This window comes from Rhodanobacter thiooxydans (genome assembly GCF_021545845.1).
In the GTDB taxonomy this organism is placed as follows: domain Bacteria; phylum Pseudomonadota; class Gammaproteobacteria; order Xanthomonadales; family Rhodanobacteraceae; genus Rhodanobacter.
The window spans coordinates 2,700,035-2,720,055 of the sequence record NZ_CP088923.1; the positions used below are offsets into that span (position 1 = coordinate 2,700,035).

General features: G+C 62.0%; 17 protein-coding genes and 7 tRNA genes. 1 reads left to right on the forward strand and 23 read right to left on the reverse strand.

What is annotated here, in order from left to right:
* Window positions 1-6 precede the first annotated feature (6 nt).
* The 13 genes from LRK53_RS12125 to LRK53_RS12185 form a co-directional block, all read right to left on the reverse strand.
* Window positions 7-81, reverse strand: a tRNA-Val gene (locus tag LRK53_RS12125).
* Between the two features lie 19 nt (window positions 82-100).
* Window positions 101-373, reverse strand: coding sequence for an HU family DNA-binding protein (locus LRK53_RS12130; protein WP_007511239.1), 273 nt, complete (start codon window positions 371-373; stop codon window positions 101-103).
* 346 nt (window positions 374-719) lie between these two features.
* Entirely contained in the window at window positions 720-3,194 is a 2,475-nt protein-coding gene (gene lon, locus LRK53_RS12135) for an endopeptidase La (RefSeq protein ID WP_027492331.1), read from the reverse strand.
* A 167-nt stretch (window positions 3,195-3,361) separates the two neighbouring features.
* Window positions 3,362-4,654 carry an ATP-dependent Clp protease ATP-binding subunit ClpX gene (clpX, locus tag LRK53_RS12140; RefSeq protein WP_027492330.1) on the reverse strand — a complete coding sequence of 431 codons (1,293 nt, stop codon included), beginning with the start codon at window positions 4,652-4,654 and terminating at the stop codon, window positions 3,362-3,364.
* Between the two features lie 109 nt (window positions 4,655-4,763).
* Window positions 4,764-5,393: an ATP-dependent Clp endopeptidase proteolytic subunit ClpP gene (gene clpP / locus LRK53_RS12145; RefSeq protein ID WP_008434771.1), complete on the reverse strand. Its 630-nt coding sequence runs from the start codon at window positions 5,391-5,393 to the stop codon at window positions 4,764-4,766.
* A gap of 34 nt (window positions 5,394-5,427) precedes the next feature.
* Window positions 5,428-6,720: a trigger factor gene (gene tig / locus LRK53_RS12150; protein WP_027492329.1), complete on the reverse strand. Its 1,293-nt coding sequence runs from the start codon at window positions 6,718-6,720 to the stop codon at window positions 5,428-5,430.
* An 89-nt stretch (window positions 6,721-6,809) separates the two neighbouring features.
* A tRNA-Leu gene (locus LRK53_RS12155) sits at window positions 6,810-6,894 on the reverse strand.
* Between the two features lie 347 nt (window positions 6,895-7,241).
* Entirely contained in the window at window positions 7,242-7,733 is a 492-nt protein-coding gene (locus LRK53_RS12160) for a hypothetical protein (protein WP_185754619.1), read from the reverse strand.
* Window positions 7,734-7,868: 135 nt separating this feature from the next.
* Window positions 7,869-8,984 carry a sulfate/molybdate ABC transporter ATP-binding protein gene (locus LRK53_RS12165; RefSeq protein WP_037089376.1) on the reverse strand — a complete coding sequence of 372 codons (1,116 nt, stop codon included), beginning with the start codon at window positions 8,982-8,984 and terminating at the stop codon, window positions 7,869-7,871.
* A gap of 9 nt (window positions 8,985-8,993) precedes the next feature.
* Window positions 8,994-9,857, reverse strand: a complete 864-nt coding sequence (cysW, locus tag LRK53_RS12170) for a sulfate ABC transporter permease subunit CysW (protein WP_027492327.1) — start codon at window positions 9,855-9,857, stop codon at window positions 8,994-8,996.
* Window positions 9,854-10,678 (reverse strand): sulfate ABC transporter permease subunit CysT, encoded by an 825-nt coding sequence (gene cysT, locus LRK53_RS12175; RefSeq protein ID WP_037089374.1) that lies wholly within the window; start codon window positions 10,676-10,678, stop codon window positions 9,854-9,856. Before cysT ends, cysW begins: the two co-directional genes overlap by 4 nt.
* 2 nt (window positions 10,679-10,680) lie before the next feature.
* Window positions 10,681-11,679, reverse strand: coding sequence for a sulfate ABC transporter substrate-binding protein (locus LRK53_RS12180; protein WP_027492325.1), 999 nt, complete (start codon window positions 11,677-11,679; stop codon window positions 10,681-10,683).
* A 139-nt stretch (window positions 11,680-11,818) separates the two neighbouring features.
* Window positions 11,819-11,959 carry a hypothetical protein gene (locus LRK53_RS12185; RefSeq protein WP_185754618.1) on the reverse strand — a complete coding sequence of 47 codons (141 nt, stop codon included), beginning with the start codon at window positions 11,957-11,959 and terminating at the stop codon, window positions 11,819-11,821.
* A gap of 601 nt (window positions 11,960-12,560) precedes the next feature.
* Between LRK53_RS12185 and LRK53_RS12190 the strand changes: the two genes are divergently transcribed.
* Entirely contained in the window at window positions 12,561-13,283 is a 723-nt protein-coding gene (locus LRK53_RS12190) for a hypothetical protein (protein ID WP_185754617.1), read from the forward strand.
* A gap of 76 nt (window positions 13,284-13,359) precedes the next feature.
* Here LRK53_RS12190 and LRK53_RS12195 read toward each other — a convergent pair whose 3' ends face one another.
* The 10 genes from LRK53_RS12195 to rlmE form a co-directional block, all read right to left on the reverse strand.
* On the reverse strand, window positions 13,360-14,493 hold the full coding sequence (locus LRK53_RS12195) for a hypothetical protein (RefSeq protein ID WP_185754616.1): 1,134 nt from the start codon (window positions 14,491-14,493) through the stop codon (window positions 13,360-13,362).
* Window positions 14,494-14,512: 19 nt separating this feature from the next.
* Complete coding sequence (locus LRK53_RS12200; RefSeq protein WP_081666593.1) at window positions 14,513-15,373, reverse strand: serine/threonine-protein kinase; 861 nt, start codon at window positions 15,371-15,373, stop codon at window positions 14,513-14,515.
* Window positions 15,370-15,912, reverse strand: a complete 543-nt coding sequence (locus LRK53_RS12205; RefSeq protein ID WP_185754615.1) for a hypothetical protein — start codon at window positions 15,910-15,912, stop codon at window positions 15,370-15,372. Before LRK53_RS12205 ends, LRK53_RS12200 begins: the two co-directional genes overlap by 4 nt.
* Before the next feature lie 544 nt (window positions 15,913-16,456).
* Window positions 16,457-16,532 (reverse strand) — tRNA-Lys (locus LRK53_RS12210).
* A 20-nt stretch (window positions 16,533-16,552) separates the two neighbouring features.
* A tRNA-His gene (locus tag LRK53_RS12215) sits at window positions 16,553-16,629 on the reverse strand.
* Window positions 16,630-16,643: 14 nt separating this feature from the next.
* Window positions 16,644-16,720 (reverse strand) — tRNA-Arg (locus tag LRK53_RS12220).
* 25 nt (window positions 16,721-16,745) lie between these two features.
* Window positions 16,746-16,822, reverse strand: a tRNA-Pro gene (locus LRK53_RS12225).
* 178 nt (window positions 16,823-17,000) lie between these two features.
* Window positions 17,001-17,077, reverse strand: a tRNA-Arg gene (locus tag LRK53_RS12230).
* 268 nt (window positions 17,078-17,345) lie between these two features.
* Window positions 17,346-19,304, reverse strand: coding sequence for an ATP-dependent zinc metalloprotease FtsH (gene ftsH, locus LRK53_RS12235; RefSeq protein ID WP_235642174.1), 1,959 nt, complete (start codon window positions 19,302-19,304; stop codon window positions 17,346-17,348).
* On the reverse strand, window positions 19,297-19,950 hold the full coding sequence (gene rlmE, locus LRK53_RS12240) for a 23S rRNA (uridine(2552)-2'-O)-methyltransferase RlmE (protein ID WP_027492320.1): 654 nt from the start codon (window positions 19,948-19,950) through the stop codon (window positions 19,297-19,299). Before rlmE ends, ftsH begins: the two co-directional genes overlap by 8 nt.
* Window positions 19,951-20,021 lie beyond the last annotated feature (71 nt).

Sequence of the window (20,021 nt, forward strand, 5' to 3'; positions counted from 1 at the left end):
TTTTTCTGGTGGGTGCTGTAGGGATCGAACCTACGACCACCGCCTTGTAAGGGCGACGCTCTACCGCTGAGCTAAGCACCCGAAACCAAGCGTTAGCCGCTTAGTTTAGGGCATCCTTGAGGGTCTTGCCAGCCTTGAAGGCAGGCACCTTCGAGGCCTTGATCTTGATCGCCTCGTTGGTGCGCGGGTTGCGGCCGGTACGGGCAGCGCGCTTGCGCACCGTGAACGTACCGAAGCCCACCACCGAGACATCCTCACCTTTCTTCAACGACTTCTGCACGGTCTCGAAGAAGGCTTCGAGAGCACGACCAGCGTCGGCCTTGGTCAGCTCGGCCTTCTCGGCGATGGCATTGATCAGATCGGTTTTATTCATTGAAAAACTCCCTTGTTCGGATTTCGTCGGTGCGGTCGGTACGGAGACGGACAGCAGCGACATGGATGGTTGGCTCATGCCTGGGCCGTAACGCAACCCCGCATCGCTGCGCTGACATACAACGCCGGGACTGCGGTAGCGCCTTTATACCAGTGCCCTGCCGGGCTCCGCAACACAAGTCACAGCAAGGTTTCCCAAAGATTCGCGACTTGCGGAAACGCTTGCAAAAGCGATACCGCGGGAGCAACGGGACAACTTCGTCGACCCACGGGGAAAAACAAAAAAAGTGCCCCGCACGGCGGGGCACTTCGGATGGAACACCACTGGGGAAGCGGAGCCGGGCGAATCAGTGCGTCAACGAGTGTCCTTCCGTCGACTCGCCGGCAACCGCAGCGGGAGTGGTTTCCTTGGCCGGATTCGGCTGCAACGGGCGCTCCAGGGCGATATCCAGCACCTCGTCGATCCAGCGCACCGGATGGATCTCCAGCGACGAGGTGATGTTGGCCGGCATGTCCACCAGATCCTTCTTGTTGTCCTCCGGGATGATCACCGTGGTGATCCCGCCGCGATGTGCCGCCAGCAGTTTTTCCTTGAGGCCGCCGATCGGCAGCACGCGACCGCGCAAGGTGATCTCGCCGGTCATGGCCACCTCCGAGCGCACCGGCACCTTGGTCAGCACGGAAACCAGCGCCGTGCACATGGCGATGCCGGCGCTGGGGCCGTCCTTCGGCGTGGCGCCCTCGGGCACATGCACGTGGATGTCGAACTTCTGATGGAACTCCGGATCAATCCCCAGCCGGTCGGCGCGCGCACGCACCACCGACAGTGCCGCCTGGATCGATTCCTTCATCACGTCGCCAAGCTGACCGGTATGCACCAGCCGACCCTTGCCGGCCACCACCGAGGCCTCGATGCTGAGCAGCTCGCCGCCGACCTGGGTCCAGGCCAGCCCGGTGACCAGGCCCACCTCGTTCTGCAGTTCCTTGCGGCCGAAGTCGAACCGGCGCACGCCCAGGTACTGATCCAGGTTGGACGAATCCACCTTGACCCGGTCGGGGCCTGCCTTCGCCTTGCCCTTGGCCGCCTTCGCGGGCGAGGCCTTCGCCTTGGCCTTCTTCACCTGGCCCAGCGCCAGCTCCTTGACCACCTTGCGGCAGATCTTGGAGATCTCGCGTTCCAGGTTGCGCACGCCCGATTCGCGCGTGTAATAACGCACGATGTCGCGCAAGGCATCCTCGGTGATGCTGAGTTCCTCCGGCTTCAGGCCGTTCGCTTTGAGCTGCTTCGCCAGCAGGTACTTCTGCGCGATGCCGAGCTTCTCATCCTCGGTGTAGCCGGGGATGCGGATGACTTCCATGCGGTCCAGCAGCGGGCCGGGAATGTTCAGCGAATTGGCGGTGGCGATCCACATCACCTCGGAAAGGTCCAGGTCGACCTCCAGATAATGATCGTTGAACGCGTGGTTCTGCTCCGGATCGAGCACTTCCAGCAGCGCCGATGACGGATCGCCGCGAAAGTCCATCGACATCTTGTCGATCTCGTCCAGCACGAACAGCGGATTCTTCGTACCCACCTTGTTGATGTTCTGCACGATGCGGCCCGGCATCGAGCCGATATAGGTGCGTCGGTGGCCGCGGATCTCGGCTTCGTCGCGCACGCCACCGAGGCTCATGCGCACGAATTTCCGGTTGGTCGCCTTGGCGATCGACTGCCCCAGCGAGGTCTTGCCCACGCCGGGCGGGCCGACCAGGCACAGGATCGGCCCCTTTATCACCGAGACGCGCTGCTGCACGGCGAGGTATTCGAGGATGCGCTCCTTGACCTTCTCCAGGCCGAAGTGGTCGGCGTCGAGCACCTCCTGCGCCAGCTGAAGGTCCTTGCGCACCTTGCTGCGCTTTTTCCACGGCACGCCGACCAGCCAGTCGAGGTAGTTGCGCACCACGGTGGCCTCGGCCGACATCGGCGACATCTGCTTGAGCTTGCTGAACTCCTGCCGCGCCTTGGCCAGCACGGCCTTGGGCATGCCGGAGCCTTCGATCTTCTTGTGCAGCTCCTCGAGCTCGTTGGGGCTATCCTCGCCGTCGCCGAGCTCCTTCTGGATCGCCTTCATCTGCTCGTTGAGGTAGTACTCGCGCTGGCTCTTTTCCATCTGCGACTTGACCCGGCCGCGGATGCGCTTCTCCACCTGCTGCAGGTCCATCTCGCCGTCGACCAGGCCGATCAGCAATTCCAGCCGCTGACCGACGTCGGCGGTCTCCAACACCTTCTGCTTGTCGGCCATGCGCACCGACAGGTGCGCGGCGATGGAATCGGCCACGCGTGAGGGGTCGTCGATGCCGGACAGACTGGCCAGCACTTCCGGCGGCAGCTTGCGGCTCTGCTTGACCAACTGCTCGAACAGCGAGACCAGCGTGCGCGAGACCACATCCAGCTCACGCTCCTTGGCGTTGTAGACCGGCTCGATCACCCGCGAACGGGCGGTGAGCATGCCATCTTCTTCCTTGAAGTCCTCCACCAATACGCGCGACTGGCCTTCAACCAGCACCTTGACCGTGCCGTCGGGCAGCTTCAGCAGTTGCAGCACGCCAGCGAGCGTGCCGACCTGGTGCAGGTCGGTGATCTCCGGGTCGTCGATATCCGGGCTCTTCTGGGCAATCAGCAGGATCTGCCGCTCGCCCTCCATCGCGCGCTCCAGCGCACGCATGGACTTGTCGCGACCGACGAACAATGGGATGACCATGTGCGGATAGACCACCACGTCGCGCAACGGCAACACCGGCAGAGCGTCCAGCACGACAGGAAGGGGGGCGTTCTTGGCCATGTAAAGAAGAGTCCCTCGGGTTTGGATCTGGTTTCGTCCCGACACTGCGCCGGGCCTTGCAACTCGTCAAGTGGAGGCGGTCGGGAGCCTACTCAAGTCAGCCGACCAAAACAGAACGGCCCCGGCGAAACCGCCGGAGCCGTCGTCAGCACCGCCGAGGCAGGAAATCAGGCGGCGCCGCCACCGTCACTCGCAACCCGTTGCTGCAGGTTGCCACGATAGATCAGGTAGGGCTCGGCCTGGCCCTCGATCACCGCGTCGTCCACCACCACCTTGCTGACGTGCTCCAGCGAAGGCAGCTCGTACATCGTGTCCAGCAGCACCTGTTCCAGGATGGTGCGCAGGCCGCGCGCGCCGGTCTTGCGCTTGAGCGCCTTGCGGGCGATCGCCTGCAGCGCCTCGGGGCGGAACTCCAGCTCCACCTCCTCCATCTCGAACAGCCGCTTGAACTGCTTGGTGACCGCATTCTTCGGCTCGGTGAGGATCTTCACCAGCGCCGCCTCGTCCAGCTCGTCCAGCGTGGCCACCACCGGCAGGCGTCCGACGAACTCCGGGATCAGGCCGAAGCGCACCAGGTCGGCCGGCTCCACGTCGGCCAGCACCTTGCCCAGGTTCTCGGTGCGTTCCTTGCTGCGCACCTCGGCCGAGAAACCGATGCTGGTGTTCTCGGAACGCTGCTGGATGACCTTTTCCAGCCCGGCGAACGCGCCACCGCAGATGAACAGGATGTTCTTGGTGTCGACCTGCAGGAATTCCTGCTGCGGATGCTTGCGCCCGCCCTGCGGCGGCACCGAGGCCAGCGTGCCCTCGATCAGCTTCAGCAGCGCCTGCTGCACGCCTTCGCCGGATACGTCGCGGGTGATCGACGGGTTCTCGCTCTTGCGCGAGATCTTGTCGATCTCGTCGATGTAGACAATGCCCGACTGCGCCTTCTCGACATCGTAGTCACACTTCTGCAGCAGCTTCTGGATAATGTTCTCGACGTCCTCACCCACGTAGCCGGCTTCGGTCAGCGTGGTGGCGTCGGCGATGGTGAATGGAACGTTGAGCAGGCGCGCCAGCGTCTCAGCCAGCAGCGTCTTGCCCGAGCCAGTGGGGCCGATCAGCAGAATGTTGGACTTGCCCAGTTCGATGTCATCGCTCTTCTGGCGCGACTCGATCCGCTTGTAGTGGTTGTACACCGCCACCGCCAGCGCCTTCTTGGCGCGGGTCTGGCCGACCACGTACTGATCCAGCGATTCGCGGATCTCCTTGGGCTTGGGCAGCTGCGTACGGCCGGAAGCCGCCTTTTCCTCCAGCTCCTCGCGGATGATGTCGTTGCACAGCTCCACGCATTCGTCGCAGATGAACACGGACGGACCCGCGATCAGCTTGCGCACTTCATGCTGGCTCTTGCCGCAGAACGAGCAATAGAGAATCTTGCCGCTGTCGCTGGAACGCCCCTGCCGGTCGTCGCTCATACTCTCGATCCCGCTGGTAAATCTGAATGCGCCGCGAGAATAGCACAGGGCCCCGCGTCTGCAGGCAGACGCAGAGCCCATCCCGCGACCTTGGGTTAAAACCTGGAAATCAGGCCGATTTCACCGTTTCTCCGGCACGCTTGTCGAGCACCTCGTCGATCAGGCCGTAGGCCTTGGCGTCGGCGGCGCTCATGAAGCGGTCGCGCTCCATGTCCGCCTCGATCTTCTCCAGCGTCTGGCCGGTGTGCTGGACATACAGCTTGTTCAGGCGCTCGCGGATATACAGGATCTCGCGGGCCTGGATCTCGATGTCGGTGGCCTGGCCCTGCGCGCCGCCGGAAGGCTGATGGATCATCACGCGCGAGTTCGGCAGGGCGAAACGCTTGCCCTTGGCGCCGGCCATCAACAGGAACGAGCCCATGCTGCAGGCCTGGCCGATGCACATCGTGCTGACGTTCGGCTTGATGAACTGCATGGTGTCGTAGATCGCCAGACCGGCCGTGACCGCGCCGCCCGGGCTGTTGATGTAGAAGTTGATGTCCTTGTCTGGATTCTCCGACTCCAGGAACAGCATCTGCGCAACGATCAGGTTGGCGACCTGGTCGTTGACCTCGCCCACCAGGAACACCACCCGCTCCTTCAGCAGCCGCGAGTAGATGTCGTAGGAGCGCTCGCCGCGAGCGGTCTGCTCGACGACCATCGGTACCAAATTGAGGTTCTGGATCGGATCCATGGCCATGTTTGCAGCTTCTCCGCTCGATGGGCCCGATTGCTCAGGCGTTGGCTGGGCGCATCACGTCGTCGAAGCTCAGGTCCAGTTGGGTGGTGTTGGCGTGCTCGGCCACCCACTCGGCCACCTGGTCTTCCATCACGCGGTTCTGCAGCCCTGACATCAATTGGGGGTCGCCGTTGTAGAGTTCAATGACCTTCTCCGGCTCCTCGTAGGTGGAGGCGATCGCCGCCAGCTGCTCGGCCACGCGCTTGCGGTCGATCTTGATCTCCTGCTTGCGCGCGATCTCGCCCATCAGCAGGCCGGCGATCACGCGCTGGCGCGCGATCGGCATGACGGCCTCGATCAGCTGCGGTGGCGGCTGCTGGCCCTGCGGCACGCTGCCGGCGGCCATGCTGCGCGCTTCGGACTGCACCATCAGTTTCGGCACGTCCAGCCCTGCGTGCGCCGTGGCCAGCTTCTCCGCCACCTCGGACTTCAGACGCGCCATCAGCGCTGCCTTCAGTTCGCGTTCCAGGTTCGCCCGAACTTCCTTGCGGAACGTCTCCAGGTCGCCGTCGGCAATGCCGAACAACTTGGCGAACTCGGCGTCGACGGAGGGCAGCTTCGGCTCCTGCACTTTCAGGATGCTGAAGCTGACCTTGGCGGTCCTGCCGGCCAACTCCGCGTTGCGGAAGTCACCCGGGAAGTCAATCGCGGTTTCGAATGCATCGCCGGCCTTGCGGCCGATCAGCGCCTCGTCCAGCGCCTTGAACAGGGTGCCCGAGCCCAGCACGCTGCCGGCACGCTCCAGGCCTTCGGCCGGGAAACGGTAGTCGCCGGCTTCGGCCGAGTATTCGAACATCACGAAGTCCCCTTCGGCCGAGGCCCGATCCACCTCGTCGAAGCTGCGACGCTGCTGGCGCAGGGTCTCCAGCATCTTGTCGATGTCGGCGTCGGTCACCACCGCCACCGGGCGGGTGATCTCGAGGCCGGCGACATCGATCGCGGGGAACTCCGGCATGATCTCGAACGTCGCGGTATAGGCGATCTCGCCGTTCTCCGGCTTGCCGGTGGTGTCGATGGCCGGATTCGCGACCGGCTGTAGCTTCTCCTGCTGCACCGCCTCGCGCAGCGTGCTGCCGATCAGCTCGGACAACACCTCGCCACGCACCTGGTCGCCGAAACGCTGCTTGATCACCGTGGTCGGCACCTTGCCCGGACGGAAACCCTTCAGGCGCACCGTGCGGCCCATCTCCGCGATGCGTGCGCTCACCTGCGTCTCGAACCGCTCCGCGGGAAATTTCACCGTGAGCTTGCGCTCGAGCGTGCCGATGTTCTCAACCGAAACCTGCATGACGTCTCCTGGTACTACCTGATGTTGTGGGCCTGTCGTCGGCGCCAGGGCGGTCGTGCCGCCAGAAAAACCAAGGAATCAGCGGGGCATGGTGCGAAAGGGGGGACTCGAACCCCCACGGGGTTAACCGCCAGAACCTAAATCTGGTGCGTCTACCAATTCCGCCACTCTCGCCTTGCCACCCTCGCCAGACGCGCGTAACCATCGGATTCTGAAACCGATTGTCGCCTGCCGGGGCACCCTGTAGGCGCCCCACCGCTACGCTCGCCTAAGTCGATGATTCCCTTATACGAAAGCGGACCATTCTACGGTTGCACCAGCCCTCTGCACAAGCACAGTAACGGCGCCAGTGTGCCGATGCGAAGCTTTCGCACCGCGGAAAGCAAAACGCCGATCGCAGGCGATCGGCGTTCTGGATTGGTGGGCCGTGAAGGATTCGAACCTTCGACCAATTGATTAAGAGTGAGCAAAGAGCCCATCAGTGGGTGTCCGCCCGCCCTGCCCCAAATGAGACAAATGGCTCAACAGAGCCATTTTGCCACCCTGCTCAAAGGGCCAAGGGGTGGCAAGATGTCTAACTGGGGGGAGACATACCGGAGACACAAAACAGCAGCGGTCGAGATATGCGCGTCGCGCTCCTTCCCGGCCCTCCTCCGATGTCCGAAAACGCCCCCATAAGTAAGGTGTCCGCAGCCAAGCGCGAGATCATCAAGGTCCAGCTCACCGCTACCCTGGTAAAGAGCCTCGACTTCGTCCATCCAGTGGGACGGCCACCGACTGATCGCCGAGCCCACACCGTCGCACGTTAAGGACTGGATCGTGCGTGACACCATGGAGAAGCGATCGACGTCGTACTGATACTTGAGCGTGAGGCCCAGATCGGTGCCATCGTCGAACACATAGTGAGTCGGCCAGTTGCCCGTGAAGTCGTGGCTGCCCGCCGCAGCGCCGGTAGCGTTTGCCACGGCCGGGATCGCCATCGCCAAGGCGGCCATCAGTGTCGTCTTTTTCATGGGGTTTCCCTTTTCTGGTGGCGCCTGCCACGCCGCAGCGTGAAGCTGCAACCGTCGACGGGCCGACGCAGGCGCACGCCGTCCCGCGCGATCCGGCGCTTGGCCGGATCGCGGTTCATGGGGAGGTCTTGCGCCTCAACAGAGGTCGGGTGGGCGCCAGGTCCAGCGATCGCGGACTACCGTGGTGCCCGCGTCGCTCTCGATCGAAAACGCAACCAGTTGCTGGGGTGCGACACGCAAGATGGCGCCGGATTGCCAGCCCCAACGAGCAATGTCTTCGCTGGCGACGTCGACCTCCAGGCCGAGATCGATCTCGGCAACCTGCAGATCGAGGTGGGTCACGCTTCCCGCTGGATAGACGTGCCGCAACCGCGCGCTCCATGACGGTTGCCCCTCCGGCACGACCAAAACCAGATGCTCCGGCCGCACGTAAGCCACTGCGTGCTGATAACGCCCGCCCCAGGGATCCATCGCCAACGGCCAGTCACCGGCAGCCCAACCCTCGCGGACGCGATTCAGCGGGATGCGATTGGTCCGTCCGATGAACTCGCACACGAAAGGGGTGGCCGGGTCCTGATAGATGGCCTGCGGCGTCCCGACTTGTTCGATGCGTCCCCGATTCATTACAGCGATGCGGTCGGCCAGCTCCAGCGCCTCTTCCTGATCATGGGTGACGAACACCGTAGTGAGACCCAGTTCCTCGTGCAATTCGCGCAACCAGCGGCGGAGCGCCACGCGAACCTGCGCGTCCAGCGCACCGAACGGCTCATCCAGCAAGAGCAGTTCGGGCTCCACGGCCAAGGCCCGCGCCAGAGCGACCCGTTGGCGCTGGCCACCCGAGAGCTGGGTGGGGTAGCGATCGCCGAAATCCTCGAGCTGGACGCGTTTGAGCAGGCGCTCCACGCGTTCACGGATCTGCGCCTTGGACGGCCGTGTACGGCGCGGCCTGACCCGAAGGCCGAAGGCGACATTTTCACGCACAGTCAAGTGACGGAACAGCGCGTAATGCTGGAATACCAGCCCGACATTGCGATCGCGGGCTCCTGCCGCCAGAAAGTCGCGATTCCCCTGGCGCACATTGCCCTCATCCGGATAGTCGAGGCCGGCAAGGATGCGAAGGAGTGTGGTCTTGCCCGAGCCGGATGGACCGAGCAGGGCCAGAAATTCCCCGGGCGCCAGGTGCAGGCTGACGTCGTCGAGTGCGGCGAAATCGGCAAAGCGGCGGCTGAGGTTATCGATGACTAGCGACATGGCGTGGTCTCAGTGGCCGCCCGGCGCATGCGCGGCGAGTTCGCCCCGGTAACGCCATTCGAGCAGGGCCTTCAGGGCCAAGGTGAGCAGGGCCAGCAGAGCCAGCAAAGAGGCGACCGCGAAGGCACCAACATAGTCGTATTCGTTGTAGCGCATCTCCACTTCCAGCGGCAGCGTGGTGGTGAGGCCACGGATATGACCCGAGACCACCGATACCGCGCCGAACTCGCCCATCGCGCGGGCATTGCAGAGCAATACGCCGTACAGCAGTGCCCAACGGATGTTCGGCAATGTCACGCGTAAGAACAGCTGCCACCCGTTGGCACCTAGGATGCGAGCGGCCTCTTCCTCCTCGCTGCCTTGCGCCTGCATCAGCGGAATCAGCTCGCGCGCCACGAAGGGTAGCGTGATGAACACGGTGGCCAGCACCAGGCCCGGCACGGCGAAGATCACCCGAATGCCGTGTGCAACCAGCCACGGACCAAACCAGCCCTGAGCACCGAACAACAGCACATAGATCAGGCCCGAGATCACCGGCGAGACCGAGAACGGCAAATCGATCAGTGCGCCCAGTGCCGCCTTGCCGCGGAACTCGAAGCGGGTCATCGCCCAGGCCGCGGCGACGCCGAACACCAGGTTGAGCGGCACCGCGATCACCGTCACCAGCAGGGTTAGCCGGATGGCTGCCAACGCCTCTGGCTGGTGCAGGCTGGTCAGATAGGCGTGCGCGCCTTGGCGAAAGGCCTCGACGAACACCGAGGCAAGCGGCAGAAGTAGGAAGACGCCCAGAAATAGGCTTGCGGACACAATAATGAGCGCATGGCCGAGCCGACGACCTGTGCCCCTCCGGGGGCTATGACGCGGAGCATTCATGCGGCGCGCTCCGCCCAGCGCCGGCTCCAACGCTGCAGTAGCGCAACCAGCACCAAAAGCAGGAATGAAAACGCCAGCATCACCACGCCCAGCGCAGCGGCGCCGGCGTAGTCGAATTCCTCGAGTTTCTGCACGATCAGCAGCGGTACAATTTCCGAGCGCATAGGAATGTTTCCGGCGATGAAGATCACCGAGCCGTATTCGCCGACCGCTCTCGCCAGTGCCAGGGCAAAGCCGGTGAGAAGCGTTGGTATCAGCAGCGGCAGGATCACCCGCGTAAAGGTCTGCCAGCGCGTCGCACCCAGACTTTCGGCAGCCTCCTCCACATCACGCTCCAGGGACTGGAGCACCGGCTCCAGCGTGCGCACCACGAACGGAAACCCGACGAACACCATGGCCAGAAGTACGCCCCACGGGGTGTAGGCGACCTTGATGCCCAGGGGCTCCAGCCAGCGCCCAAGCCAGCCGTTCGGCGCATAGAGCGCGGTCAGCGCAATGCCGGCAACGGCGGTGGGCAAGGCGAACGGCAGGTCGATCAGCGCATCCAGCAGGCGCCGCCCTGGGAATCGATAGCGCACCAGTGCCCAGCCAACGAGCAAGCCGACCACCACGTTGATCAGCGCGGCCGCCAGCGCGCCCCCGAAGCTGAGCTTGAGTGCAGCGAGCGTGCGCGGAGCGGCGAGCAGATGCACCATGCCCTGCAGACCGATGCCGCTGGCCTTCCATACCAACGCGGCCAGGGGCAGCAGCACGATCAGCCCCAGGTACGCCAACGCGTACCCGAGGCTGAGACCGAAGCCTGGAAGCACGCGATGGCGCATGCTCAGTGGCCCGGCCCGATCTGGTCGAACACACCGCAGTCCGCGAAGAACGTCGCTTGTGCCTTGCGCCAGGTGCCGAACTCATCCGCCAGGGTGAACGTCTTTACCTTCGGGAACTGGGCTGCGTACTTCGCGGCGATGGCCTGGGAACGCGGACGGTAGAAGTTGCGCGCCTCGATCTCCTGCGCCTGTGGCGAATACAGGAATTTCAGATACGCCTCGGCAACGGCACGGGTGCCATGCGCGTCGACGTTCTTGTCCACTACCGCCACCGGCGGCTCGGCCAGGATGCTGATCGAGGGCACCACGATCTCGAACTGGTCGCCCCCTGGTTCGCGCTTGGCGAGAAGAGCCTCGTTCTCCCACGCCAAGAGCACGTCACCCATACCGCGCTGGGCGAACGTGTTGGTCGCACCGCGCGCACCGGTGTCCAGCACGGGCACGTGCTCGAACAGTGTTTTGACGAAAGCCCGTGCCTTCGCCTCGTTGCCACCGGGCTGTTTGAGCGCATAGCCCCAGGCGGCCAGGAAGTTCCAGCGGGCGCCGCCCGAGGTCTTCGGATTGGGTGTGACCACCTGCACGCCTGGCTTGATGAGATCGTTCCAGTCGTGGATGCCCTTCGGATTGTCCTTGCGAACGAGGAACACGATGGTGGAGGTGTACGGCGAAGCGTTGTCGGGCAGGCGTTGCTGCCAGTTCTTGTCGAGCAGACCGTGATCAGCCACGGCGTCGATGTCGTACGCCAGTGCCAGAGTCACAACGTCGGCGGGGAGGCCGTCCACCACGGAACGCGCCTGCTTCCCCGAGCCGCCATTAGACATCTGGATCGTCACGGTGTCGCCATGCTCGGCCTTCCATTGCGCAGCGAACGCGGCGTTTACGGACTTGTAGAGCTCACGGGTCGGGTCGTAGGACACATTGAGCAAGGTGACGTTCTTGGCCAGGACGGACGTCGTCAGCAGTGTGCCCACAAGCGCCACGAGCGCGGTACGTAAGTTCATCGTCTTGGTCTCCCCGTTTCGAGTGGAACGATCAAGCTAGCGGTGGGTAAAGCGCGCTGTGAAATCGCAAGTTGGCATGTGGATATATCGTAATGAGGTATCGGCTTGGACGTCCAAACGTCATATTTCCGTTATCGAGTCAGCCTTGCGTCGAGGAATTCAGATCTGCAGTGCTCTCCAGCCCGGACAGCGCCTGCGCAAGCCGGCTGGCCGCCGTGCGGATTTCCGGCATGGCGGTGCACTCCCACAGGTTGCCGCGCAGCAGCGAACCGGTGCCCAAAAGCCGTGGCTGGGGTTCGCCACGAAGAATTCAGACGCAACCCTGGCGGCCTGGTCAGCGGCCGTGTCCTCGTCCTGTGCGGCCCTGAGACGCTCACGCAGGTAGTCATCCCGGGGTAAGCCTTAAGCCATCCCAGACCGTCTATGCGCGCCATGGGCGCCTCTCCACGGATCGTGGTCCAGATGTCCAACGGGCGCCTGTAGGCGCCCCACTAGGGCGAAGGGCCACAGTCCAGCGGAAGCATGGTTCAGGACCATCCGTCGCTACGTGGGCCAAGCTGGCACCCATCGCGTATATCCCTGGCAGTTGCAGGGATGCGCGTGGGCTCGAAGGCATCGTCCACCTCCAGGCTTGGTCGCAGCCTGCACTCGCTGATCGGCAGCCATTGTCTTCGAACCGATGCGTTTGCATCGCGTATCACACTCGTTGAAACTATGCGCAACCCGGGCTCGAATCGTAATTGATTGCTTGGCGCAACGCCTACAGAACCTAGACCAGAACGCCATCCGGCTCCCCGTGATAGCGTTCGCTTATAGGTTGAGCGGCACCTTTGACTCCGGACTCTAAACCGCGCCGCCCCTCGAGGCGGGGGATGTCGGGTATGCCGAAAATTAAATTCGAAGAACGCGCTGTCGCGTTCGTTGATGTCTTAGGCTTTGGAAAGATTGTCGAGAGCGCAGTTGTCGACATCGCAATACATCAACAACTACAAGACCTGATTTGTCTCCTGGAAGGGACTGTCCCCGCGCTTGATGAACTCGTATCGAGGAAAGTCCCGCGGCGGCTGTTTCCGTCCCACATGTACGTGTCGGATTGCATCATTCTCAGTGCACCCATAACAGATTTCGAGCACGAATTTCCCTCTTACGATGGCTTGGCGGCGGTCACCATGCGCGCAATCCAGCTGAGCCACCGCTTTGCGACCGAGGGTTATCTGCTGCGGGGAGGCATTGACGTGGGAAAGGTTTGGCACACGCCATCCAATATCGTAGGCGAGGCGTATCAAAACGCTTACAAACTGGAGACAACGACGAAGTTACCTCGCATTGAGTTAACGGCAGCGGCTGCTAAACGCTGGCATACGTACTCAGCAAGAAGGGCTGGTCGGATGTGTATCGAATATGACGGCGTTCTCATGGTCAACGGATTGCACGAATACTATGCCGGGCTTGAAACTGGAAGAGATGTTGCGACAGCCTACAGCGAGTATGCGGTTACGGCCGCGTACAAAGCCAAGGATTCCAGCCTTGGTCCGTGCGCGCAGGCAAAGTGGAAGTGGTTTAAGGACTTCGTGGAATCCGAGCGAGAACTGACGGGTCACTAGTCTTTTGCCGGATTCGAGTAGGGCAATCTGCTACAGCGCTGCGAATCTTAGAGTCAGCGACTTAGGGCACTAGATATTACGCGATGGCGGTTTCGTTAAAGAGCCAGCGGTTGAATAGAGATAGCTCACTTGCGAACTCCTTGGCTTTGGCCCCCTTGAGGGCATTATGCTCACCCTTGTTTCTGCCCGATACAAACTGTCCGTCACGTACGCGAAACGCGTATTCGAGATCCCAATCCCACAGATCAACTTGGCCCTCCCAGTAGTTTCGAAAAACCATGAGGCTCTCTAGAGAAGGGATGGCTTGGTAGAAAAACGCTTGGTCCCGCATCGTGATGATGGAGCTAAGCATTTGCTTGGCTCCATCAGAGGGGTCAAGAAGAATGAAGTCTTCAATCAGGCTGATCAGCCGATCAGCTGCAATAAAGGCACGCTGCATCGGCGGGAAGTCGATGCACGTGTCGCACTTCGAGCAGACCGTCGCGTCTGACGCGGGCAAAGAGAGCTGACACCGAGAGCAACACGACGCCTCAGGTAGGGTCAGCAGCCAGTCGACACCCGCCTCTGCAATTTTTTGTTGCTGGCGCTCCAGATACACCGGCCAGCCTTGGCTCGCCATGCGTTGGGTTACTTTGCCATCTAGATCTGGAAAGAAATCCTTGAACTTTTCACCGTTTTTCACGTGCTGAGCTACGGCGACGACCAGATTCATTTCCAAAAGAGGGTGAGTAAGCAACGTCGCGACAGCAATCTCACGAGGTGTGCTGGGTAGGAAGCCGCAAGAAGGGCATCCAATTGCGAAGGTCTGTTGAAGCCGTCCACATGCCTGACATGCGTAGAACCGGCAGACATCAAGGGTCGCTTCGCCGTCGGCGGGCGGTCCAAGATTTGTCTCCTCGATCAGTTGCCTGAGACGCTGACGTATGTTCGGGTTGTCATCTGTGAGAACGTGCTCGGCGCGCTCCAGTGCGACGACTGCTCGTGGGCGCGAGCCCAAATCCGTTAGTGCGTCGATCAAGGTGAAGGTGCTTCCGTCAATCGTCGTCGTCGTTTCCAGCACTGGAACGGCTAGTGCAATGACATGCTGGCGGATACGATTGAAATCCTCGATTCGATTAATGCGTCGATAATTATTCGCCTGAATCATTAAGTCGACGACCTCGGCAAGCACCTGAGAGGTTGAGATTGACAATGGCGTCTGTGATGGCATGCGTCGAGCTCCTGTGACATCACGAGATCGAAAACATCCGGAGTGCTTCTGTAAACGATGCGGGTCTGAGATGAGGCTCCAGAGCCGTGCATTGGGTAATGAAGTTACCCAGAGAGCCTCCCATTTGACTGGCGACGTGAGTCGCAGCACCATTCACAGCAGCTACTCCGCGCTCGTTGAAACCATGCTTTCGAATAAGGTCTGACACAAAGGCTCCTGCGACCAATTCGCTGGCGACTAGTCCGAGAGAGTACAGATCGGCCGCGGCTGTTACAGGCCAGTCTGGATCGAAGCGCTCGGGCCCCATATAACCGGGCGTACCAGAGACGCTGGTAAATGTGATTGACACGTCACTCAACCACGTTGTCACGGCGCGGGCGCTGACGAGCCGAGAGATTCCCCAGTCGGCGACCTTTATGTTTGCCGGGCTATTGATCCACAAGATATTCTGCGGCTTAATATCCAAGTGGTAGATGCCTAACTCACCAAAGGCAAACTCCAGTGCAAAGAGAACGTTTCGCACAATGCGGCTGGCGACAGTCGGCTCAAATGGCTTCTTAACGATGACTTCGTAAAGCGAGCCCTCCATGCGTGGCATAACCGCGGCGAGCCGCCAGTTAACATAGTCAATCGCCAGCAAACGCGTGATCAAGGGGTGGCGGAGGCCAAGCCAGTTAGTGAGCTCGTTGACAACCATCTTTTCGGGGACATCAGCGTGGAAGGTCTTGACCGCCACGCGCGCTGCGAACCTGGGGTCTTTGGGTGACTCGTGGCGCGATAACAACCATACATCGCCCATTCCGCCAGACAGTGCGGCGTCAATTGCGTAACCATCGCCCCCTAAACGTGCATCTACCTGTGCGCGTGCGATTGGATTCATGCTGGCACGCTCGGTTGGTCACCGCCTATCTGCTTACCTTGCTGGTCATAAGCGACGCGCTTAGGGACGACTGCCACCCGCATGTCGGGATCGAAAGAGAACCATAAGCGCCCGAAGCAGCCGGGATGAGCGAAACCAGTGTTGACCGGGCGTCCCGAGAGATCCGCGGTGAAAGGAGGTAGCTCTATGACGTCTGGACTCCCACACTTCAGACAATGCGGATCGTTATGACGTAATGCCAGCAGCATGATCGTTTGCGTCAAGATCTGCTCGTCTTGATCCCAGCTTTTGACGTCATTCCGTGGCCGTCGAAAGAACACTCGAAGTCGATCTTTCAGCTCACCCTCACGCGCCAAGCGACTTTCCCGAATGTCTTGTAGTTCCTGCTCCGGTACAGATGGATCCAGATTCTCGATGGCGGCCGTATTTTGGCACTGAGAGCACCAACCCAGCTTCTGCCTAACAGGCAGTTCCGCCCCTGTGGACAGTACGTAAACTCGTTGGCTGACAAGAAGAACATTGCCAGGGAAGGTAGCCATGCAGCGATCGCACTCTAGAGAGCTGAGTGAAAATGACACCTGATGATCTCCCACGTGCGACTGTACCGACTTCCACGCCTCATCGGTGAGGTTGCGCCACGTAGTGTGCCACGGTGCAATGACAACAGGCAGCAGAACCCGGTCCAGAACCCGCCAGCCCTCCATCAACCCCGTCGATGAGCCGCTAGATGTTTGAACCTCATGCTGAGCGATCTGAGCCAGGCAACGAGGGCAGGACACCTAGTCCAGCGGAAGCATGGTGCAGGATCATTTGGCGCTACATGGGCCAGGCTGGCACACATCGCGTACGCCCCTGACAGCTGCAGGGATGCGCTTGGGCTCGGGTCAGGATAGCAAAGCGCCCCACGGGAGAGCCCTGGCGGAGACATGGGGGCCAGGGGGAAGTCCTGGGGGAGACATGAAGAGCCATGGGAAGCCATGTGGGAAGCCATGGCGGAGCCCTGGGGGGGAGACATAGGGGAGCCATGACCGGCCCCGAACAATTAACAACAGGCACTTAGGTGACCTAAGTGCCTGTTTTAATTGGTGGGCCGTGAAGGATTCGAACCTTCGACCAATTGATTAAGAGTCAACTGCTCTACCAACTGAGCTAACGGCCCAGGAAACCTGGGTTTGAAACTGGGGTGGATGATGGGATTCGAACCCACGACAACCGGAATCACAATCCGGGACTCTAACCAGCTGAGCTACATCCACCATCGACCTGATACTGGTGCGCCAGACAGGACTCGAACCTGCAACCGTCGGCTTAGAAGGCCGATGCTCTATCCGGTTGAGCTACAGGCGCAGTCGCTGCAGGTAGAACGTCTCGCTGGTCGGGGTAGAGGGATTCGAACCCCCGACTTTTGCGTCCCAAACGCAACGCTCTACCAGACTGAGCTATACCCCGCTTTCGAATCACCGGCCAAGCCACCACCGGAGCCTTGAAATGTTACGGGTGCCGCCTCGCCCAGTCAATCCGTATCGAAGCACACCTTGTGTTTCTCGATCATCGTTTTCACCGGAAACCGCGACATTCCGGTTGAAAACAAAACAGGGCGCAAGCACCCCGTCTCGCAGAATAAAAATGGTGCGCCCGGAGAGATTCGAACTCCCGACCACCTAGTTCGTAGCCAGGTACTCTATCCAACTGAGCTACGGGCGCACTGAAAAAATCTTTGCTGTGCGGCCGGAATGCGTGAACATCAAGGCCGCGAAGCAAGGAGCGGAATTATTCAGGCTCCGCCCGCCTTCGTCAACCCTTTTCGTGAAATTTCTTCACCGAATTTTTCATGCCCGGCGAACGACTGCCCGTGGCACGCCTCCCTTAACGCGCGCCCGCATGCGGCACCAGGACGAGTCCACCCGGACACGAAGAAGGCGACCAGTGGTCGCCTTCTTTTGTTGCGTCGGTATGGCCTTCCAGACCGCGATCAGCCATCCAGGCCGGACCGGCTCTGCGGCGCCGGGTCGCCGACCTTGCCGACGGTCGAGCCGGCACCGCCCTTCGGCGGCGGAGGTGGCGGGGTGGCGCCAGTCGAGGTGTCCTTGTTCCAGTCAGCGGGCGGCCCGGGCACGCGCCCAGCCATGATGTCGTCGATCTGGTGCGCGTCGATCGTTTCGTATTGCAGCAGCGCATCGGCCATGGCGTGCAGCTTGTCGAGGTTCGCGGTCAACAACTCCTTGCTGCGCGCATAGGCACGGTCGAGGATGCCGCGCACCACTTCGTCGATCTTGCTGGCGGTCTCGTTGGAAATACTCTTGTGCTGGGTCACCGAGCGGCCCAGGAACACCTCGTCCTCGTCCTCGCCGTAGGTGATCGGACCCAGCTCGTCGGAGAGGCCCCACTTGGTCGCCATGTTGCGCGCCATCTTGGTGGCCCGTTCGATGTCGTTGGAAGCACCGGTGGTGACCTTGTCATTGCCGAAGATCAGTTCCTCGGCCACGCGCCCGCCGTACAGGGAGCACAGCTGCGACTGGATCGCCACGCGGTTGATGCTGTACTTGTCGCCCTCGGGCAGGTACATGGTGACGCCCAGCGCGCGCCCGCGCGGGATGATCGTCACCTTGTAGACCGGGTCGTGCTCGGGCACCAGCCGGCCGACGATGGCATGGCCGGCCTCGTGATAGGCGGTCAGCCTCTTCTCGTCCTCGCTCATCGCCATCGAGCGGCGCTCGGTACCCATCAGGATCTTGTCGCGCGCCTTGTCCAGGTGGCTCATGCGCACTTCACGGGCGTTCTCGCGCGCGGCGAACAGCGCCGCCTCGTTGACCAGGTTGGCCAGGTCGGCACCGGAGAAGCCGGGCGTGCCGCGCGCGATGGTCATCGCGTCGACGTCGCTGGCGATCGGCACCTTGCGCATGTGCACCTTGAGGATCTGCTCGCGGCCGCGTACATCGGGCAGGCCCACCACCACCTGGCGGTCGAAGCGGCCCGGGCGCAGCAGTGCCGGGTCCAGCACGTCGGGACGGTTGGTCGCGGCGATCACGATGACGCCTTCGGTGCCCTCGAAGCCGTCCATTTCGACCAGCAGCTGGTTCAGCGTCTGCTCGCGCTCGTCATGGCCGCCGCCCAGGCCAGCGCCGCGATGGCGGCCGACCGCATCGATCTCGTCGATGAAGATGATGCACGGCGCGTGTTTCTTGGCCTGCTCGAACATGTCGCGCACGCGGCTGGCGCCCACGCCGACGAACATCTCGACGAAGTCGGAACCGGAGATCGAGAAGAACGGCACCTTCGCCTCGCCGGCGATCGCCTTGGCCAGCAGGGTCTTGCCGGTACCCGGCGGCCCCACCATCAGCACGCCGCGCGGAATCTTGCCGCCGAGCTTCTGAAAGCGGCCCGGATCGCGCAGGAACTCGACCAGTTCGCCGACCTCCTCCTTCGCCTCGTCGCAACCGGCGACGTCGCTGAAGTTGACCTTGATCTGGTCCTCGCCCTGCAGCTTGGCGCGCGAACGACCGAAGCTCATCGCGCCGCGCCCGCCGCCGCCAGACTGCATCTGGCGCATGAACCAGATGAACACGCCCACGATCAGCAGCACCGGCAGCCAGCTGATCAGCAGGCCGATCAGCGAGAAGCCCTCCGACGGGTCCTGGCGGACCTCGACGCCCTTGTCCTGCATCTGCTTGACCACCGCGTTGGTGGAGAAGCCGAGCATCGGCGCGACCGTGCGGAACGGGCTGCCGTCCTTCAGCTTGCCGCTGATGGTGGCCGGCTGGTCGGCGCTGATCGTGGCGGTGGCGACGTTGCCGTTGTCCACGCTTTGCACGAACGAGCTGTAAGGCAGGTCGGACGAAGCCGCGTCGCGCGGGTTGAAGCTCTGGAACACGGTGAACAGGACCACCGCGATGATCACCCAGAGCAACACGTTTTTCGCTGTTTCATTCATGCACGGTTCTCGCCGGATGCGCGGCGGCTGGCTTGAAGCCGGTCGCCAGCGCGTATACCTCACGCGAACGCGCACGCGAGGCCTTGGGTTTACGCATGGTTACGCGGGTAAAGTCCGCACGCAAGCTGCGCAAGTAATCGTCGAAGCCGACTCCCTGGAACAATTTGATCAGGAACGAGCCGCCCGGCTTGAGCCACTGCCGGCTGAAATCCAGCGCCAGTTCAGCCAGATCCATGGCCCGGATCTGGTCGGCCAGCGCCACCCCACTCATATTGGGGGCCATATCGCACAGCACAAGATCCACCTTGAGCCCCTCCAGGCGGGATTCCAGCTCGTGCAGCACGGTTTCCTCGCGGAAATCGCCCTGCAGGAAATCCACCCCGGCGATGCTCTGCATCGGCAGGATGTCCAGCGCGAACACCTTGCCGCTGTCGCCCAGCCGGTTGCGCACCAGTTGCGACCAGCTGCCAGGCGCCGCACCGAGGTCGACCACGTTGATGCCGGGCTTCAGCAGGCGGTCGCGCTCGATCAATTCCTCCAGCTTGTACACCGCACGCGAACGCAAACCCTCGGCCTGGGCCTTCTTCACGTATTCGTCGTTGAAGTGTTCACGCAGCCAGACTGCGCTGCTCTTGCTGCGGGCCATGTCGTCACAGTCGCCGATTGGGGGAACGGGTGGGCGCATGATACCCTTTGCCGTTCATTGACCGCGAATCG

Excerpts from the sequence above, each read along its gene's own strand:
- LRK53_RS12130 (WP_007511239.1), bottom strand. The coding sequence starts at position 373 with ATGAATAAAACCGATCTGATCAATGCCATCGCCGAGAAGGCCGAGCTG.
- lon (WP_027492331.1), bottom strand. The coding sequence starts at position 3,194 with ATGGCCAAGAACGCCCCCCTTCCTGTCGTGCTGGACGCTCTGCCGGTG.
- clpX (WP_027492330.1), bottom strand. The coding sequence starts at position 4,654 with ATGAGCGACGACCGGCAGGGGCGTTCCAGCGACAGCGGCAAGATTCTC.
- clpP (WP_008434771.1), bottom strand. The coding sequence starts at position 5,393 with ATGGCCATGGATCCGATCCAGAACCTCAATTTGGTACCGATGGTCGTC.
- tig (WP_027492329.1), bottom strand. The coding sequence starts at position 6,720 with ATGCAGGTTTCGGTTGAGAACATCGGCACGCTCGAGCGCAAGCTCACG.
- LRK53_RS12160 (WP_185754619.1), bottom strand. The coding sequence starts at position 7,733 with ATGAAAAAGACGACACTGATGGCCGCCTTGGCGATGGCGATCCCGGCC.
- LRK53_RS12165 (WP_037089376.1), bottom strand. The coding sequence starts at position 8,984 with ATGTCGCTAGTCATCGATAACCTCAGCCGCCGCTTTGCCGATTTCGCC.
- cysW (WP_027492327.1), bottom strand. The coding sequence starts at position 9,857 with ATGAATGCTCCGCGTCATAGCCCCCGGAGGGGCACAGGTCGTCGGCTC.
- cysT (WP_037089374.1), bottom strand. The coding sequence starts at position 10,678 with ATGCGCCATCGCGTGCTTCCAGGCTTCGGTCTCAGCCTCGGGTACGCG.
- LRK53_RS12180 (WP_027492325.1), bottom strand. The coding sequence starts at position 11,679 with ATGAACTTACGTACCGCGCTCGTGGCGCTTGTGGGCACACTGCTGACG.
- LRK53_RS12190 (WP_185754617.1), top strand. The coding sequence starts at position 12,561 with ATGCCGAAAATTAAATTCGAAGAACGCGCTGTCGCGTTCGTTGATGTC.
- LRK53_RS12195 (WP_185754616.1), bottom strand. The coding sequence starts at position 14,493 with ATGCCATCACAGACGCCATTGTCAATCTCAACCTCTCAGGTGCTTGCC.
- LRK53_RS12200 (WP_081666593.1), bottom strand. The coding sequence starts at position 15,373 with ATGAATCCAATCGCACGCGCACAGGTAGATGCACGTTTAGGGGGCGAT.
- LRK53_RS12205 (WP_185754615.1), bottom strand. The coding sequence starts at position 15,912 with ATGGCTACCTTCCCTGGCAATGTTCTTCTTGTCAGCCAACGAGTTTAC.
- ftsH (WP_235642174.1), bottom strand. The coding sequence starts at position 19,304 with ATGAATGAAACAGCGAAAAACGTGTTGCTCTGGGTGATCATCGCGGTG.
- rlmE (WP_027492320.1), bottom strand. The coding sequence starts at position 19,950 with ATGGCCCGCAGCAAGAGCAGCGCAGTCTGGCTGCGTGAACACTTCAAC.